This window comes from Kutzneria viridogrisea DSM 43870, assembly GCF_000525635.1.
Taxonomy (GTDB): Bacteria; Actinomycetota; Actinomycetes; order Mycobacteriales; family Pseudonocardiaceae; genus Kutzneria; species Kutzneria viridogrisea.
Genome location: NZ_CP007155.1, coordinates 4,890,228 through 4,904,537, shown reverse-complemented (window position 1 = coordinate 4,904,537; position 14,310 = coordinate 4,890,228). Strand labels below are relative to the sequence as shown.

Here is a 14,310-nt window from a genome sequence, read left to right as displayed (position 1 = left end):
GGTTCACGTCCCCTGTCAGGTAGTGCCGTCAGTCGGTCAGTTGAGGGCCCGGGCCAGTGTGTCGAAGGCCGACTCGGCGGCGGGCACGATCACCGCGCGGATCTGCTCGCTGTCCTGGCCCGCCAGCAGCAGGCGGCGGATCTCGCCGTGCAGCACGCCGAGCACGGCGCCGATCTGGGCGGCGGCGAGCCGGTCGGCCAGGGTGCCGCCCAGTGCCTCGGCCACGACCTCCACCATCTGCTCGGCGGACTCGCGTTCGCGGGCGCGCAGGGCGGGGCTGTTCTGCACGGTCCGCCAGAAGTGCACGGTGTCGGGATGCAGCACGCTGTTGCGGCGCACGCCCTCGGCCAGGTCGTGCGGTTCGAGCGAGGCGAGGAAGTCCTGCCGGAAGGTCTCCACCACCGACTGCCCCCGCGGCCGGTCGCGGACCAGTTGGGCGACCCGCCTGGCCACCAGCGGCAGGTCGTCGAAGATCAGGTCCTCCTTGCTGGAGAAGTAGTTGAACACGGTCATCTTCGACACCTCGGCGGCGGCGGCCACCTCGGCCACGGTGACCGCCTCGAAGCCGTGCTGCACGAACAGCCGCGTGGCCACGTCGGAGATGTGCTTGCGGGTCTGGAGCTTCTTGCGCTCGCGCAGCGGCAGGTCGGGGTCCACCGGTTCATCTTAGGTCGGGTCAACGCATGTACTTGTCATAAATTTGTACTCAGTCTAAGTTTGGCTCATGACAGTGGACGTGGTGGTGGCCGGGGGTGGACCGGTCGGCCTGATGCTGGCCTGCGAGCTGGCGCTGAACGGGGTCGCGGTGACGGTGGTGGAGCGCGAGCCCGCCCCGGTGGAGCAGCTCAAGGCGGGGTCGATCACCCTGCGCACGATGCAGGTGCTGACCATGCGAGGGCTGCTGCACCGGGTCGAGGGCGTGATCCCGCTGCCGCCCGGGGTGGCCGGGCACTTCGCGGGCATCACGAAGCTGGAGGTGCCCGAGCGCGGCGAGCCCGGCGCGGTGATCGTCATGCAGGTGCAGATCGAGCGCATGTTGCAGGCCCGCGCACTGGAGCTGGGGGTGGACCTGCGGCGCGAGCAGGAGGTCACCGGTCTGGACCAGGACGAGCAGGGCGTGCGGGTGCACACCTCCGGCGGCACGATCCGCGCGCGGTATCTGGTCGGCTGCGACGGTGGGCGGAGCGCGGTGCGCAAGCTCGCGGGGTTCGAGTTCCCCGGCACCGACCCGACGGTGACCTGCCGCCAGGGCATCGTCACGCTGGAGGGCGCGGAGTCGCTGCCCAAGAGCTGGAACCACACCCCGCGCGGGGTGTTCGTCAACGGGCCTGGCCCGCGGTTGCTGACCGTGGAGTTCGACGGCCCGCCCACCGACCGGGACGCCCCGGTCACCGCGGGCGAGTTGGAGGACAGCCTGGAGCGGGTCACCGGGGTGCGTGCCCGCATCACCGAGGGCAAGTGGCTCTCGCGCTACACCGACAACACCCGCCAGGTGCCCGGCTACCGGCGTGGCCGCGTGCTGCTGGCCGGGGACGCCGCGCACGTGCACGCCCCCTGGGGCGGCCAGGGGCTGAACCTGGGCATCCACGACGCGGTCAACCTCGGGTGGAAGCTGGCCGCCACGGTGCACGGCTGGGCGCCCGCCGAGCTGCTGGACACCTACACCAGCGAGCAGCACCCCGTCGGCGCCCGCGTGCTGAGCAACACCCGCGCGCAGTTGGCCATGATGAACCCCGATCCGCACCACCTCGCCATGCGCGAACTGATGTCGGAGCTGATGGACCTGCCCGAGGTGTGTGTGAAACTCGGTTCGATGCTCGCCTTCGCCGACATCCGGCACGACCCGCGAGTCCCCGATTCGCACGAACTCGCCGGGCGATTCGCTCCCGTGTGCGGGGATCTCAGTGCGGGCAAGGCGGTACTGGTGGGTCCGGCGGAACTCGGTGAACACCTCGCCGGGTGGTCCGATCGTGTCGAGTTGCGGGTCGATTCCGCGGTGGAGACCGCAGTGCTCATCCGCCCGGATGGCTACGTGGCCTGGGCGGGAACAGGGGAGTGGGTGGGCCTGGAAAAGGCGTTGTTCACCTGGTTCGGGGACCCAGTCGTCAATTGACTCACCGCATTTCACCCATTCGGGCGAGAGATTTCGGTGTGTCCTGTGCGATCCTCGAAACTATGGTCGACGACCAGGTGCCGAGCACGTCCGTGCTGGTGGACGTGGTCTACGTGCTCGGAGGCGATGTCGTGTGCACAAACGCGGCACTGGCCCCCGAGGTGGCCGAGCGGCTGACCGCCGCCGCGGCTCTGCTGGGTGTCGCACAGCAGATTATGCATGAAATCGTGGAGTCCGCCATCGAACTCGGAGCACCACCCGAACAGGTTCTTCGGCTGGTCACCGACGTGCGCGACGCCGCCGGGTTGATTTCCGGTGACGGAGACGGAACCGAATGGTTGCGAGCCGGTTAGCTAGTCGATCCGCTCGATCGCCTCGACCTCGAATGCCACCGGCACCGCGGCCGATTTGCCACAACTGGTCGACCGCGCCGGGGTGAGTTCGCGCGAGCTGATGTGCACCCGCCAATGCCGTCCGTCCACGTGCCGCACCACCGTGCCGGAATCCACGTCCAGCGCCTCGGGATTGCGTTCACCGACAAGTGCGCGCACCGCGAGTTCGGCGACCTGCCCCGCACGGGAGAAGGCCGACCGGCCACGGCAGTCGGCCAGTTCCACCACGCCCTGGGCCGCCGAGACCAGCAACCGCCGACCGGCGGCCTGGTCGAGGCGGCCGTAGGCGTAGCCGGTGGGCAGCAGCACCCCGGTCGGCGCGAACCGGTGACCGCCGGTGTGCGTGGTCTCCCAGACCTGGCCGGGAAACTCCCCGGCCAGGTCACGGGCCACCGGCCGCCCGCGCACCGCGCAGCACACGTCCCGGCGCCCGTTGGTGCACACCAGCAGCACCGGCTCCGCGCAGCGCTGCCCGAAACCAACCGGCTCCCCGTTGCCCGCGGCCTCGAAGTCCAGGTCCAGCAGCTGCTTGGGCTCGGACAGCTCCACCCGCTCCAGCCAACTCGCCCCGGGCAGCGTGCAGGCCAGCAGCACCTGCCGCACGTCCTCACGCTCGCCACGGCCACCAGGGCGGCGGATCAGCGCGATGCGCACCCCGGTGCCCTTGGCGCGGGCGGCCAACTCGGCCGCCAGCCCCGAGTCCAACCGGCTCTCGTGCAACGCCTCGGCGCCCCACGGCCCAGGCTGCTCCAGGCACAGCCAGGTACTGGCCACCGCGGCCGTGCCCGCCTGCGGCTCGCCCAGCGTCTGGGACAGCGCCGAACACGTGCCGGTCAGTTCACCCATCCTGCGGAGGGTACCGCCGAGCGAGTGACGGACACCGACAAGTCCGCGGGGACCCTGTCATGAAAGTGCCGTTCGAGACATCAGATGTCCGAAACGGCACTTTCATGACAGGTCACAGCTCACCCAGGGCCTCGATCAGCCGGTCCACCTCCGACCGGTCGTTGTAGTGGACCAACCCGGCCCGCACCGCGCTGCCCGCCTCGCGGATGCCCAGCGCCCCGGTCGTCTCCCACGCGTAGTTGTGGCCATGCCACACATTGATCCGCCGCCGCGCCAACTCCCGCGCGACCTGCCCCGGGGTGCGGCCCGCCACGGTGAAGTACAGGGTCGCGGTGCGCGAGGCCGCCGACCCGTACACCCGGACCCGGTCCATGCCCGACACCGCCTCGAGCAGCATCGCGAACAGCCCCTGCTCGTACCGCTCCACCTCGGCCATCGAGGCCAGGACCCGCTCACGGCGCGACCCGGTGGCCTCGGTCAGCGCCGCGAGGTGCTCCACCGCCGCGGTGACCCCGGCCAGGTCGGCGAACGCAGTGGTACCCCACTCGAACCGGCCTGGCACCTCCTCGGCGGAACTGGCCAGCTTGTCCGGGTGCAGGCCCGCCAGCAGTTCCGGGTCGGCGACGACCGCGCCCACGTGCGGCCCAGCCCACTTGTAGGCACTGGTGGCGTAGAAGTCCGCGCCCAACTCGGCCACGTCCACCGGCGCGTGCGGGGTCGCGTGCACCCCGTCCACGTAGCTGAGCGCACCCACCGCCGCCGCCCGCGCCGTGATCGCCGCGACCTGAGGCCGCGTGCCCAACACGTTGCTGGCCGCCGTCACCGCCACCAGCCGGGTCCGCTCGCCGACCAGGTCGGCGTACTGCTCCACCGGCAGCTCACCGGTCACCGGGTCGATCCGCGCCCAGCGCACCACCGCACCCGCCCGCGCCGCCGCCTGCACCCACGGCCGCACGTTGGCGTCGTGGTCCAACTGGGACAGCACCACCTCGTCCCCGGGCGCCCAGCCCGCCGCCAGCGTGTTGGCCAACCGGTAGGTCAGCGTGGTCATGTTCGGCCCCAGCACCACCCCCTCAGGCCGCCCACCGACCAGATCGGCCACCGCCGCACGGCAGTCCGCCACGATCCGGTCTGCCCGCCCACTGGCCGGGAACACGCCGCCCACATTGCCCAGACCTGCCCGGTAGGCCCCCGCGATCGCCTCGATCACCGACCCAGGCAGCTGCGTGCCCGCCGCCCCGTCCAGGTACGCGTGGCCGTCGGCCAGCGCCGGATATCCCGCACGAACCTTGCTCACGTCATAGGTCACCAAGCGAAACTAACGGCGTGACCGAGGACTGGACATCCGCCGTCGAGGAGATCGAGCGCCGCCGCGCACTGGCCGCCCAGCTCGGCGGACCCGACAAGATCGCCCGCCAGCACAGCAGCGGACGCCGCACCGTGCGCGAACGCATCGACCGGCTCGCCGACCCCGGCAGCTTCCAGGAGATCGGCGCCCTCACCGGGTTCGGCACCTACGGCGAGGACGGCAGCCTGGACACCATCCAGCCCGCCAACTTCGTTACCGGCACCGCCCGCGTGCACGGCCGCAAGGTGGTGCTGGGCGCCGACGACTTCACCGTCCGCGGCGGCTCCGGCGACGCCATGATCTACGCCAAGCAGATCTACTCCGAACAGCTCGCCGGCCAGTACCGGCTGCCGCTGATCCGCCTGCTCGACGGGGCCAGCGGCGGGGGCAGCGTCAAGATGGCCGCCCAGTCCGGCTTCACCTACGTCCCGGTCAACCCCGGCTGGGACCACGTCGTGCACAACCTGTCCACCGTGCCCGTGGTCGCGGCCTGCCTCGGCCCCGTCGTGGGGCTGGGCGCCGCCCGCGCGGTCATGTCCCACCTGTGCGTCTTCGTGGACGGCCTGGCCCAGCTCTTCGTCGCCGGACCACCCGTGGTGCGCGGCGGCACAGGGGAGCAGGTCAGCAAGGACGAACTCGGCGGCACCGACATCCACCGCCGCAACGGCTCGGTGGAACGCGTCGTGACCAGCGAGGACGAGGCCTTCACCGTCATCGGCCAGTTCCTGTCCTACCTGCCCGACAGCGTGCACGCCCTGCCGCCGGCCACCGCGGGCGCCGACCCCGCCGACCGCCGCGAGGAGTCACTGCTCTCCGCCGTGCCCCGCGACCCCCGCCGCCCCTACCGGATCCAGCCGATCCTGGACGCCGTGTTCGACACCGGCTCGGTGTTCCGCTACGCCGAGTACGGCGGCGCCACCGTCACCGCACTGGCCCGGCTGGACGGCCACCCCGTCGGCGTGCTCGCCACCGACCCCTACCGCGGCGGCACCCTCTCGGCCACCGGCGCCCAGGCCCTCACCCGGCTCGTGGAGCTCTGCGAGACCTTCCACCTGCCCATCGTCAGCCTCACCGACCAGGCGGGCATGACCATCGGCCCGGCCGCCGAACGCGCGGGCACCCTGCGCGCCGGGGCCCGCGCCATCGCCACCGTCTACCAGGCCCGCGTGCCCCAGGCCGAGGTCATCCTGCGCCGCGTCTACGGGGTCGGCGGCGCGGGCATCGTCAACCGCCACCGCGTCCACCGCGGCTGGGCCTGGCCCTCCGGGGACTGGGGCTCACTGCCCGCCAAGGGCGGCATCGAGGCCGCCTTCCGCGCCGAACTGGCCACCAGCCCCGACCCCGCCGCCGAGCTCGACCGCATCCACGCCCAGCTCAGCGCCATCGCCTCCCCGTTCCGCACCGCCGAGCACTTCGGCGTGCAGGACCTCATCGACCCCCGCGACACCCGCGCCCTGCTCTGCGACTGGGTACACGACGCCTACCGGCTGCTACCCGAACTGCTGGGGCCGCCAGCATGGGGGAGCAGGCCGTAGTGCACTATCGGACCGGTGCGCTTCTACGCCGACCTGCACATCCACAGCAAGTACTCCAGGGCCTGCAGCCGGGACTGCGACCTGGAGCACCTCACCTGGTGGGCCCAGCGCAAGGGCATCAGCCTGGTCGGCACCGGGGACTTCACCCACCCAGCCTGGTACGACCACCTGACCGAAACCCTGGAACCGGCCGAGCCCGGCCTGTTCCGGCTACGCCCCGAGCTGGACCGCGACATCGCCCGCACCCTGCCGCCCAGCTGCGTGGCCGACGTGCGCTTCATGCTGTCGGTGGAGATCTCCACCATCTACAAGCGCGACGACCGCACCCGCAAGGTGCACCACCTGATCTACATGCCCGACTTCGCCGCCGCGGCCGAGTTCAACCGCAGACTCGGCAAGATCGGCAACCTGGGCAGCGACGGCCGCCCCATCCTCGGACTGGACTCCCGCGACCTGCTGGAGATCACCCTGGAGAGCGGGGACGGCGCCTACCTCGTACCCGCCCACGTGTGGACCCCGTGGTTCGCCGTGCTCGGCTCCAAGTCCGGCTTCGACGCCATCGCCGACTGCTACGCCGACCTCGCCGACCACGTCTTCGCCGCCGAGACCGGCCTGTCCAGCGACCCCGCCATGAACTGGCGCGTCTCCAGCCTGGACAAGTACACCCTGGTCAGCAACTCCGACGCGCACTCACCGCCCATGCTCGGCCGCGAGGCCACCGTGTTCGACACCGACCTGGACTACTACGCCGTGCGCCGCGCGTTGGAGACCCGCCAGGGCTTCGGCGGCACCGTCGAGTTCTTCCCCGAAGAGGGCAAGTACCACTCCGACGGCCACCGCAAGTGCGAGGTCCGGTTCGACCCCACCGAGACCATCGCCCACCGCGGACTGTGCCCCGAGTGCGGCAAGCCGCTGACCGTCGGCGTGCTCAGCCGCATCCAGGAACTCGCCGACCGCCCCGCCGACCACCGGCCCGCCCAGGCCACCGCCTACTCCAGCCTCGTGCCCCTGCCGGAGATCATGAGCGAACTGCTCGGCGTCGGCCCCAAGAGCAAGAAGGTACTCGGCCAGGTCGCCGACCTCACCGCCGTGCACGGCCCCGAACTGGCCATCCTCGAATCGGTCCCCACCGAGGACCTCGCCGCCAGCAACCCGCTGCTCGGCGAGGCCATCACCCGGCTACGCCAGGGCAAGGTCATCCGCGACGCCGGCTACGACGGGGAGTACGGGGTCATCCGCCTGTTCGAACCCGGCGAGATCGGCAAGGCCAGCGGCACCGCCTGCCTGTTCGACGACACCTTGTTCGGCACGCCCGAACCCGCCCCGAAACCCCAGCGCGTCGCCCCGGTCGCCGTGGAGCCCGAGGAACCCACACCGCTCCCGGCACCGGCCCCCGAGCCCACCGGCACCCTGCTCGACGGCCTGGACCCCGACCAGCGCGCCGCCGCGGCCGTGCCCGGCGGACCTCTGCTGATCATCGCCGGGCCCGGCACCGGCAAGACCCGCACCCTCACCCACCGCATCGCCCACCTGGTCACCGAACGCGGCGTGCCCGCCAACCAGTGCCTGGCCATCACCTTCACCCGCCGCGCCGCCGAGGAGATGACCGAACGCCTGGCCACACTGGTGGGGGAGCAGGCCCGCGACCTGACCGTGGCCACCTTCCACGCACTGGGCGTACGCATCCTGCGCGAGCACCACGCCAAGGCCGGACTCACCGCCGAGTTCGCCATCGCCGACGAACAACAGTGCGAGCAACTACGCGCCGAACACGGCGAGCTGTACAAGAAGCACCTGCACGAACAGGACCTGGTCGACTTCGACGACCTGGTCGAACTACCCGTGCACCTGCTCAGCGCCGACCCCGAACTGGTCGAGCACTACCGCCGCCGCTGGCAGTGGATCTCCGTCGACGAATACCAGGACGTGGACGAGACCCAGTACCAGCTACTGCGCCTGCTCAGCCCCGCACACGGCAACCTCACCGCCATCGGCGACCCCGACCAGGCCATCTACCGATTCCGCGGCGCCGACGTCGGCTTCTTCCTGCGCTTCACCGAGGACTACCCGGCCGCCCACCGCGTACAGCTCACCCGCAACTACCGCTCCGGCAAGCACATCCTCGCCGCCGCCGTGCAGGCCATCACCCCGACCACCCTCGTCGCCGACCGCGCACTACACCCCGCGGGCAGCCACCCCGAACACGCCCTGATCGGCCTGCACCACGCCGTCGACGAACAAGCCGAGGCCGCCTTCGTCGCCCGCACCATCGACCAACTGCTCGGCGGCTCCTCCTTCCACTCCCTGGACACCGGCCGCGTGGACAGCGACGGCACCCAGGGCCTGTCCTTCGACGACTTCGCCGTGCTCTACCGCACCAGCGCCCAGGCCCGCGCCCTCACCGAGGCCCTCACCCGCGCGGGCATCCCCGTGCAGAAGCGCTCCCACGACCGGCTCACCGACCGCTCCGGCGTACGCCGCCTCCTACGCGAACTCGACCTGGTCGGCACCACCGGCACCGTCCGCGACCGGGTACGCCAAGCAGCCAAGGCCATCGCCGACACCGACGAGGACGCCTACACCGCACTCGAACTGCTCATGCCCCTGGCCGAACGCTGCGGCGAGGACCTCGACCAGTTCCGCACCGAACTGTCCCTCGGCGCCGAGGTCGACACCTGGGACCCCCGCGCCGACCGGGTCTCCCTGCTGACCCTGCACGCCTCCAAGGGCCTGGAGTTCCCCGTGGTCTTCCTCGTCGGCTGCGAGGACGGACTGCTGCCCATGCGCTGGCCGGGGGAGCAGCCCGAGCCCGAACAGGTCAACGAGGAACGCCGCCTGTTCTTTGTCGGCATGACCCGCGCCCAGCGCCACCTCTACCTCAGTCACGCCGCCGAACGCAGCCGCCACGGCGCCACCCGCAAGGCAGCACCCTCACCCTTCCTCACCGACGTGGGCGCCGAACACTGCGAACGCCTCGGCGAGGCCGTACCTCGCCGCCGCAAGCCCAAACAGGAGAGGTTGTTCTAACGAGCCCACGGGGCAGCGCCACCCCGCCGTGAAGGTGGCTTTCACTGCGCTCAACGCAGCGAAAGCCACAGTGATGATGTGTGTGGATGGCGAGCGTGGGGAGTCTGTCCCGGAAAGCCACTGACGCCGGCCCCCTGCGGGGGTGGGCTGTCTTGTGAGGGATCCGCCGACCCCCGTGCTCGCCCTCCACGCACGTCACCAGACCAGGGGATGTGACCTGATAGGAGCCTGTGCCAGCAGGACACCCATCACTGTGCCGTCCACCCCACCGGCCCGGTGCGTGCCACCCCGAACCCCACACAGGGATGGCAGAGACCAGAATGACCGACCAGCACACCCCCGTCGACACCAGCCACACAGACCTGGTGACCGGCGGAGTCGACACCCACAAAGACACCCACACCGCCGCCGCGCTCAACGCCCTGGGCCAACTCCTGGGCACCCAGACCTTCCCCGCCACCCACACCGGCTACACCGCCCTGACACGCTGGCTGACCGGCTTCGGCACCCTGGAAGCGGTCGGGGTGGAAGGCACCCATTCCTACGGCACCGGGCTCACCAGCCACCTCACCGACCACGGCATCCAGGTGATCGAGGTCAACCAGCCCGACCGGCACACCCGCCGCCGCAAGGGCAAGACCGATACCCAGGACGCGATCAACGCCGCCCACGCGGTCCAGTCCGGCAGGGCCACCACCACCCCCAAAACCAGCACCGGCCCCGCCACCAGCACCGCCGTCCTGCGCACCGTGCTCACCAGCGCGGTCAAAGCCCGCACCGCCGCGCTCAACCAGCTCGACAGCCTGATCGTCACCGCCCCCACCACGCTGCGCGAACACCTGACCGGCCTGCCCCGGCGGGCACTGATCACCACCTGCGCCCGGCTCCGCCCCACCCACGACCTGACCTGCCCCACCGCGGCCACCAAGACCGCGCTGCGCCGCCTGGCTCACCGGATCCACCGGCTGACCACCGAGATCGACCAGGCCAAGGCCGAACTCACCGCCGTGCTCGACCGGGTCCTGCCCCGCACCACCGCCCTGCCCGGAGTCGGCCCCGACACCGCGGCACAACTGCTGATCACCGCCGGGGACAACCCCCACCGCATCACCACCGACGCCGCCTTCGCCCACCTGTGCGGCACCGCCCCCATCCCGGCCAGCAGCGGCCGCCGCGACCGTCACCGCCTCAACCGGGGCGGTGACCGCCAAGCCAACGCCGCGCTCTACCGCGTGGTCATCGTCCGCCTGCGCCACTGCCCCCGCACCCGCGCCTACCTCGCCCGACGCACCGCCGAGGGCCTGCCCAAACGGCACATCATCCGGTGCCTCAAACGCTACGTCACCCGCGAGGTCTTCCACGCCCTGACCACAGACATGACCCACCTCGCAACCACCACTTGACTTCTATAGGAGCATCCTTCACGCCACGCCGGACAAGCCCTGAACAGGCCCTCTCGCAGGCACGTTCTCCCAGGTACCCGAATGACCGATAATCTACATTATGTTAAGTAGTGCGTTTCCGGCCCAGCACGACGGTGCCCCCCAGCTCCTCGGAGACGGCCACGCTCGGCGCCAGTCCACAGTCGGCGAAGATGCGCACGGACTGCGGAGCCTGCTGCACGCTGGTCTCCACGAGCAGGTGCCCGCCCGGGGCCAACCAGGACACGGCCTCGACAGCCACCCGCCGTTGCACGTCCAACCCGTCCGCGCCGCCGTCCAACGCCACCAGCGGCTCGTGCTCCCGGGCCTCCGGCGGCAACAGCCCGATCGCACCAGTCGGCACGTATGGCGCGTTGGCGACCAGCACGTCGATCCGACCACGCAGCGAACTCGGCAACGGCTCGTACAGGTCTCCGTCGTACACCTGGTGGCCTTGCAGGTTGCGGCGCGCGCACCGCACCGCCACGGGATCGATGTCCACGGCATGCAACTCGACCCGGCTCAGGGCCGCCACCAGCGCGGCGCCCACGGCCCCGGAGCCGCAGCACAGGTCCACCACAACGGGTGATGACACTGCACTCGCTCGCTGAACTGCTTGTCTGACAAGGAATTCAGTGCGTCGACGAGGCACGAAGACCCCTGGGTCGACGGCGACGCGCAAGCCGCAGAACTCCGCCCAGCCCAGGACGTGTTCCAGCGGCAGACCGGAGATCCGCTGGTCGACCATGGCGGCGAGGTTCTCCGGGGTCCGCGCGGCCCCGGCGAGCAACTGCGCCTCGTCCTCGGCGAAGACACAGCCGACGGCACGAAGCCTCGCGATGATCGTGGCGATGATGGGAGCGCCTTTCCGAATGCCTTCGGGCGCTCTCGTGCTCACCTGGATCGGAACACTCGAGGCGAGAGCACCCTGCCTGCACGAGCAGTAATGGGTCTCACCTCCTGAGGTAGATCCGTTCTCGCTGGCAACACTACCCCACCGCCGGGCGGGAATTGGGGTGAACCGCTCCCCCGTGTCCGGCTAGGTTCTGGCCGGTGCGCATCCTTTTCACCTTTGTCGGCGGCAACGGGCACTACCAACCCCTGGTACCGATCGCGCGGGCCGCTCGGGCGGCTGGCCACACCGTGGCGTTCACCGGCGAGCCCTGGTTCACCGGTGCCGTGACCGAGTTCCCCGTGCACGGCATCGGTGTCGGCGGTTCGCACAAGCCGCAGCGCACACCGTTGGTGGCATTGGATGTGGCGCACGAGGAGCGGGTGCTCACGGAGAACTTCGCGCGGCGCCGCGCCGGGTTGCGGGCTGCCGGTCTGCTGGAGTTGTGCGCCCAGTGGCGGCCGGACCTGCTCGTGATCGAGGAGGTGGACTTCGGCAGCGTGATCGCCGCGGAGCGGCTGGGGCTGCCCTATGCCCGCGTCGAGGTGACGGCCTCCGGGGCGTTCTGCCGCACGGAGTTGTTGGTTGAGCCGCTGAACGAGCTGCGCGCCGTGCACGGGTTGCCGCCCGATCCCGAGCTGAGGATGCTGCACCGGAACCTCGTGCTCGCCCCGTTCCCGCCCAGTTTCCGGCATCCGGCGCATCCCGCTCCGTCCACAGTGCACGCTGTTCGACCGGAGTTGGCGGTGGACGAAGGGGCGGCCGCTCCCCCGTGGCTGGTCGGGCTGCCGGACCAGCCCACGGTGTACTTCACCCTGGGGACGATCTTCAACCTGGAGTGCGGTGACCTGTACGAGCGGGTGCTCGCGGGGTTGGCGGAGCTGCCGGTGAACGTGATCGCCACGGTCGGGTCGGGGTTCGACCCCGCGGAGTTGGGGCCGCAGCCGCCCAATGTGCGGGTGGAGCGGTACGTGCCGCAGGGCCTGGTGCTGCCCCGCTGCGACGCGGTGGTGTCGCATGGCGGTTCGGGCAGTGTGATCGGGGCGCTGGCGCACGGGCTGCCGATGGTGCTGGTGCCGATGGGCGCGGATCAGCCGCACAACGCGGACCGGTGTGCCGACCTGGGTGTCGGGGTCGTGTTGGACGCGCTGCTGGCTTCGTCGGCGGAGGTCGGTGCGGCCGTGTCGGCGGTGCTGTCGGAGCCGGGCTACCGGTTCGCTGCGGAGCGGCTGCGGGTGGAGATCGACGGGTTGCCGGGTGTGGAGCACGCACTGCGGCTGCTGGAGGGGGTTCGGTCGTGAGCTGGTCGGTGCGGGTGGTGCCGGTGGGTGATCCGGTGGCGGCGGGACTCCTGCGGGAGTACTTCACTGACATCATCGGGCGCTACTTCGGCCGTCCGGCCACAGAGGCGGAGGTCGATCACCAACTGGCGGTGGATCCCAGTGAGGGTCTGCCGGTGTTCCTGGTGGGCTGGTTCGAGGGCCGTGCGGCGGGCTGTGTCGGGTTGCGGCCGCACTCCCCCGAGGTCGCCGAGGTGACTCGGATGTTCGTGCGGCCGTTCGCGCGTGGGACCGGTGGTGGTGCGGCCCTGTTGGACGAGGTGGAGGCGCAGGCTTTGCGGCTCGGGGTGAGCGCGGTGCGGTTGGACACCCGCAAGGACCTGGTGGAGGCGCGTGCGTTGTACGCGCGGCAGGGCTACGTGGAGGTGGAGCCGTTCGCCTCGGAGCCGTACCGGGACCACTTCTTCGTGAAGCACCTGAGGGTAGGCAGGTCGGAGTGCGCATGAGTGGGTTTCCGCTGGCGGACACCGAGGCGCGGTTCCGTGTCGTGGCCAGGGACGAGGTGGCGCTACGGCCGGTGGTCGGGGCGGTGTGTGCCCAGGCCGGGCTATCGGGTGCGGTGCAGCGGTTCGAGTCGGGGTCGCTGCCGGTGTACGCCGTGGGCGAGGACCTGGTGCTGAAGCTGTACCCGCCGGTGTTCGCCGGTGAGGCCGGGGTGGAGAGCCGGGTGCTGGGTGCGGTGGCGGGGAGGTTGCCGGTCCCGACGCCGGGGGTCGTCGCGGTGGGCGAGGTGGCCGGGTGGGCCTACGTGGTGATGCGCAGGCTGCGGGGTGTGGCGTTGTCGGCGGTGTGGTCCTCGCTGGGGGTTGCCGAGCGGGCCTCGGTTGCGGCGCAGGTCGGTGAGTCGCTGGCGGCGTTGCACGAGGTGCCCGTTGTGGACGGTCTGGGGCCCGCGGACTGGTCGGGGTGGTTGGCGGAGCAGCGGGCGGGGTGTGTGGCGCGGCAGCGGGCGCTGGGCGCGGACGAGCGGTTGTTGTCGGGGGTACCTGCTTTCCTGGAGCAGGTGGTGGTGCCGGGTGGGGCGCCGGTGCTGCTGCACACCGAGGTGATGGGCGATCACCTGCTGGTGTCGCCGGAGGACTGGCGGTTGTCGGGGTTGTTCGATTTCGAGCCTGCGATGGGAGGTGGTCGGGAGTACGAGTTCGTGGCGGTGGGGTTGTTCGTGACGCGGGGTGACGCGGCGGCGTTGCGGTGCCTGTTGTCGGCGTACGGCTACTCCCCTGGCGAGCTGGGTCCTGAGCTGTCGCGCCGGTTGCTGGCCTGGACGCTGGTGCACCGGTACTGCGATCTTGCCTGGTTCCTGCGTGAGGTGCCGGTGCCCGCGGGTGCTGGTCTGGAGCAGCTCGCGCAGTGCTGGTTCGGGGTCTGAGCCGGACGGGCGTGGCGTGCGTATGCA

Annotated in this window: 12 protein-coding genes; 8 read left to right on the top strand and 4 right to left on the bottom strand. The window is 70.9% G+C overall.

Annotation, left to right across the window (positions count from 1 at the left end; genetic code table 11):
- Positions 1-36: 36 nt before the first annotated feature.
- Positions 37-657 (bottom strand): TetR/AcrR family transcriptional regulator, encoded by a 621-nt coding sequence (locus tag KALB_RS21540; RefSeq protein ID WP_025357786.1) that lies wholly within the window; start codon positions 655-657, stop codon positions 37-39.
- Positions 658-724: 67 nt separating this feature from the next.
- Here KALB_RS21540 and KALB_RS21535 point away from each other — a divergent pair, with 67 nt between their 5' ends.
- Entirely contained in the window at positions 725-2,113 is a 1,389-nt protein-coding gene (locus KALB_RS21535) for an FAD-dependent monooxygenase (protein ID WP_025357785.1), read from the top strand.
- A gap of 62 nt (positions 2,114-2,175) precedes the next feature.
- The gene (locus KALB_RS21530; RefSeq protein ID WP_025357784.1) at positions 2,176-2,466 is read left to right on the top strand and encodes a hypothetical protein; all 291 of its coding nucleotides are present in this window, start codon (positions 2,176-2,178) and stop codon (positions 2,464-2,466) included.
- Here KALB_RS21530 and KALB_RS21525 read toward each other — a convergent pair whose 3' ends face one another.
- Both KALB_RS21525 and KALB_RS21520 read right to left on the bottom strand, forming a co-directional pair.
- Positions 2,467-3,351, bottom strand: coding sequence for a ferredoxin family protein (locus KALB_RS21525; protein ID WP_025357783.1), 885 nt, complete (start codon positions 3,349-3,351; stop codon positions 2,467-2,469).
- A 112-nt stretch (positions 3,352-3,463) separates the two neighbouring features.
- Positions 3,464-4,660 (bottom strand): cysteine desulfurase-like protein, encoded by a 1,197-nt coding sequence (locus tag KALB_RS21520; RefSeq protein WP_025357782.1) that lies wholly within the window; start codon positions 4,658-4,660, stop codon positions 3,464-3,466.
- Positions 4,661-4,677: 17 nt separating this feature from the next.
- Between KALB_RS21520 and KALB_RS21515 the strand changes: the two genes are divergently transcribed.
- From KALB_RS21515 to KALB_RS21505, 3 genes are all read left to right on the top strand, one after another.
- The gene (locus KALB_RS21515) at positions 4,678-6,234 is read left to right on the top strand and encodes an acyl-CoA carboxylase subunit beta (RefSeq protein WP_025357781.1); all 1,557 of its coding nucleotides are present in this window, start codon (positions 4,678-4,680) and stop codon (positions 6,232-6,234) included.
- A gap of 15 nt (positions 6,235-6,249) precedes the next feature.
- Positions 6,250-9,261 carry a UvrD-helicase domain-containing protein gene (locus KALB_RS21510; RefSeq protein WP_025357780.1) on the top strand — a complete coding sequence of 1,004 codons (3,012 nt, stop codon included), beginning with the start codon at positions 6,250-6,252 and terminating at the stop codon, positions 9,259-9,261.
- Positions 9,262-9,581: 320 nt separating this feature from the next.
- Positions 9,582-10,664 (top strand): IS110 family RNA-guided transposase, encoded by a 1,083-nt coding sequence (locus tag KALB_RS21505; RefSeq protein WP_025354812.1) that lies wholly within the window; start codon positions 9,582-9,584, stop codon positions 10,662-10,664.
- A gap of 103 nt (positions 10,665-10,767) precedes the next feature.
- On the opposite strand, the gene KALB_RS21500 is transcribed toward KALB_RS21505, so the two are convergent.
- Positions 10,768-11,580, bottom strand: a complete 813-nt coding sequence (locus tag KALB_RS21500; RefSeq protein ID WP_025357779.1) for a putative protein N(5)-glutamine methyltransferase — start codon at positions 11,578-11,580, stop codon at positions 10,768-10,770.
- A 155-nt stretch (positions 11,581-11,735) separates the two neighbouring features.
- Between KALB_RS21500 and KALB_RS21495 the strand changes: the two genes are divergently transcribed.
- Genes KALB_RS21495 through KALB_RS21485 form a run of 3 tightly spaced genes read left to right on the top strand, consistent with a single transcriptional unit; the run spans position 11,736 to position 14,283 of the window.
- Positions 11,736-12,875, top strand: coding sequence for a glycosyltransferase (locus tag KALB_RS21495; protein ID WP_025357778.1), 1,140 nt, complete (start codon positions 11,736-11,738; stop codon positions 12,873-12,875).
- A complete protein-coding gene (locus tag KALB_RS21490; protein ID WP_025357777.1) occupies positions 12,872-13,360 on the top strand; it encodes a GNAT family N-acetyltransferase in 489 nt (162 codons plus the stop codon). The genes KALB_RS21495 and KALB_RS21490 overlap by 4 nt, the downstream gene beginning before the upstream one ends.
- On the top strand, positions 13,357-14,283 hold the full coding sequence (locus KALB_RS21485) for a phosphotransferase family protein (protein ID WP_025357776.1): 927 nt from the start codon (positions 13,357-13,359) through the stop codon (positions 14,281-14,283). Before KALB_RS21490 ends, KALB_RS21485 begins: the two co-directional genes overlap by 4 nt.
- The last annotated feature ends 27 nt before the right edge of the window (positions 14,284-14,310 follow it).

What these genes read in the sequence shown, in the direction of transcription:
- KALB_RS21535 (WP_025357785.1), top strand. Translation starts at nt 725, where the DNA reads ATGACAGTGGACGTGGTGGTGGCCGGGGGTGGACCGGTCGGCCTGATG.
- KALB_RS21485 (WP_025357776.1), top strand. Translation starts at nt 13,357, where the DNA reads ATGAGTGGGTTTCCGCTGGCGGACACCGAGGCGCGGTTCCGTGTCGTG.
- KALB_RS21530 (WP_025357784.1), top strand. Translation starts at nt 2,176, where the DNA reads ATGGTCGACGACCAGGTGCCGAGCACGTCCGTGCTGGTGGACGTGGTC.
- KALB_RS21525 (WP_025357783.1), bottom strand. Translation starts at nt 3,351, where the DNA reads ATGGGTGAACTGACCGGCACGTGTTCGGCGCTGTCCCAGACGCTGGGC.
- KALB_RS21505 (WP_025354812.1), top strand. Translation starts at nt 9,582, where the DNA reads ATGACCGACCAGCACACCCCCGTCGACACCAGCCACACAGACCTGGTG.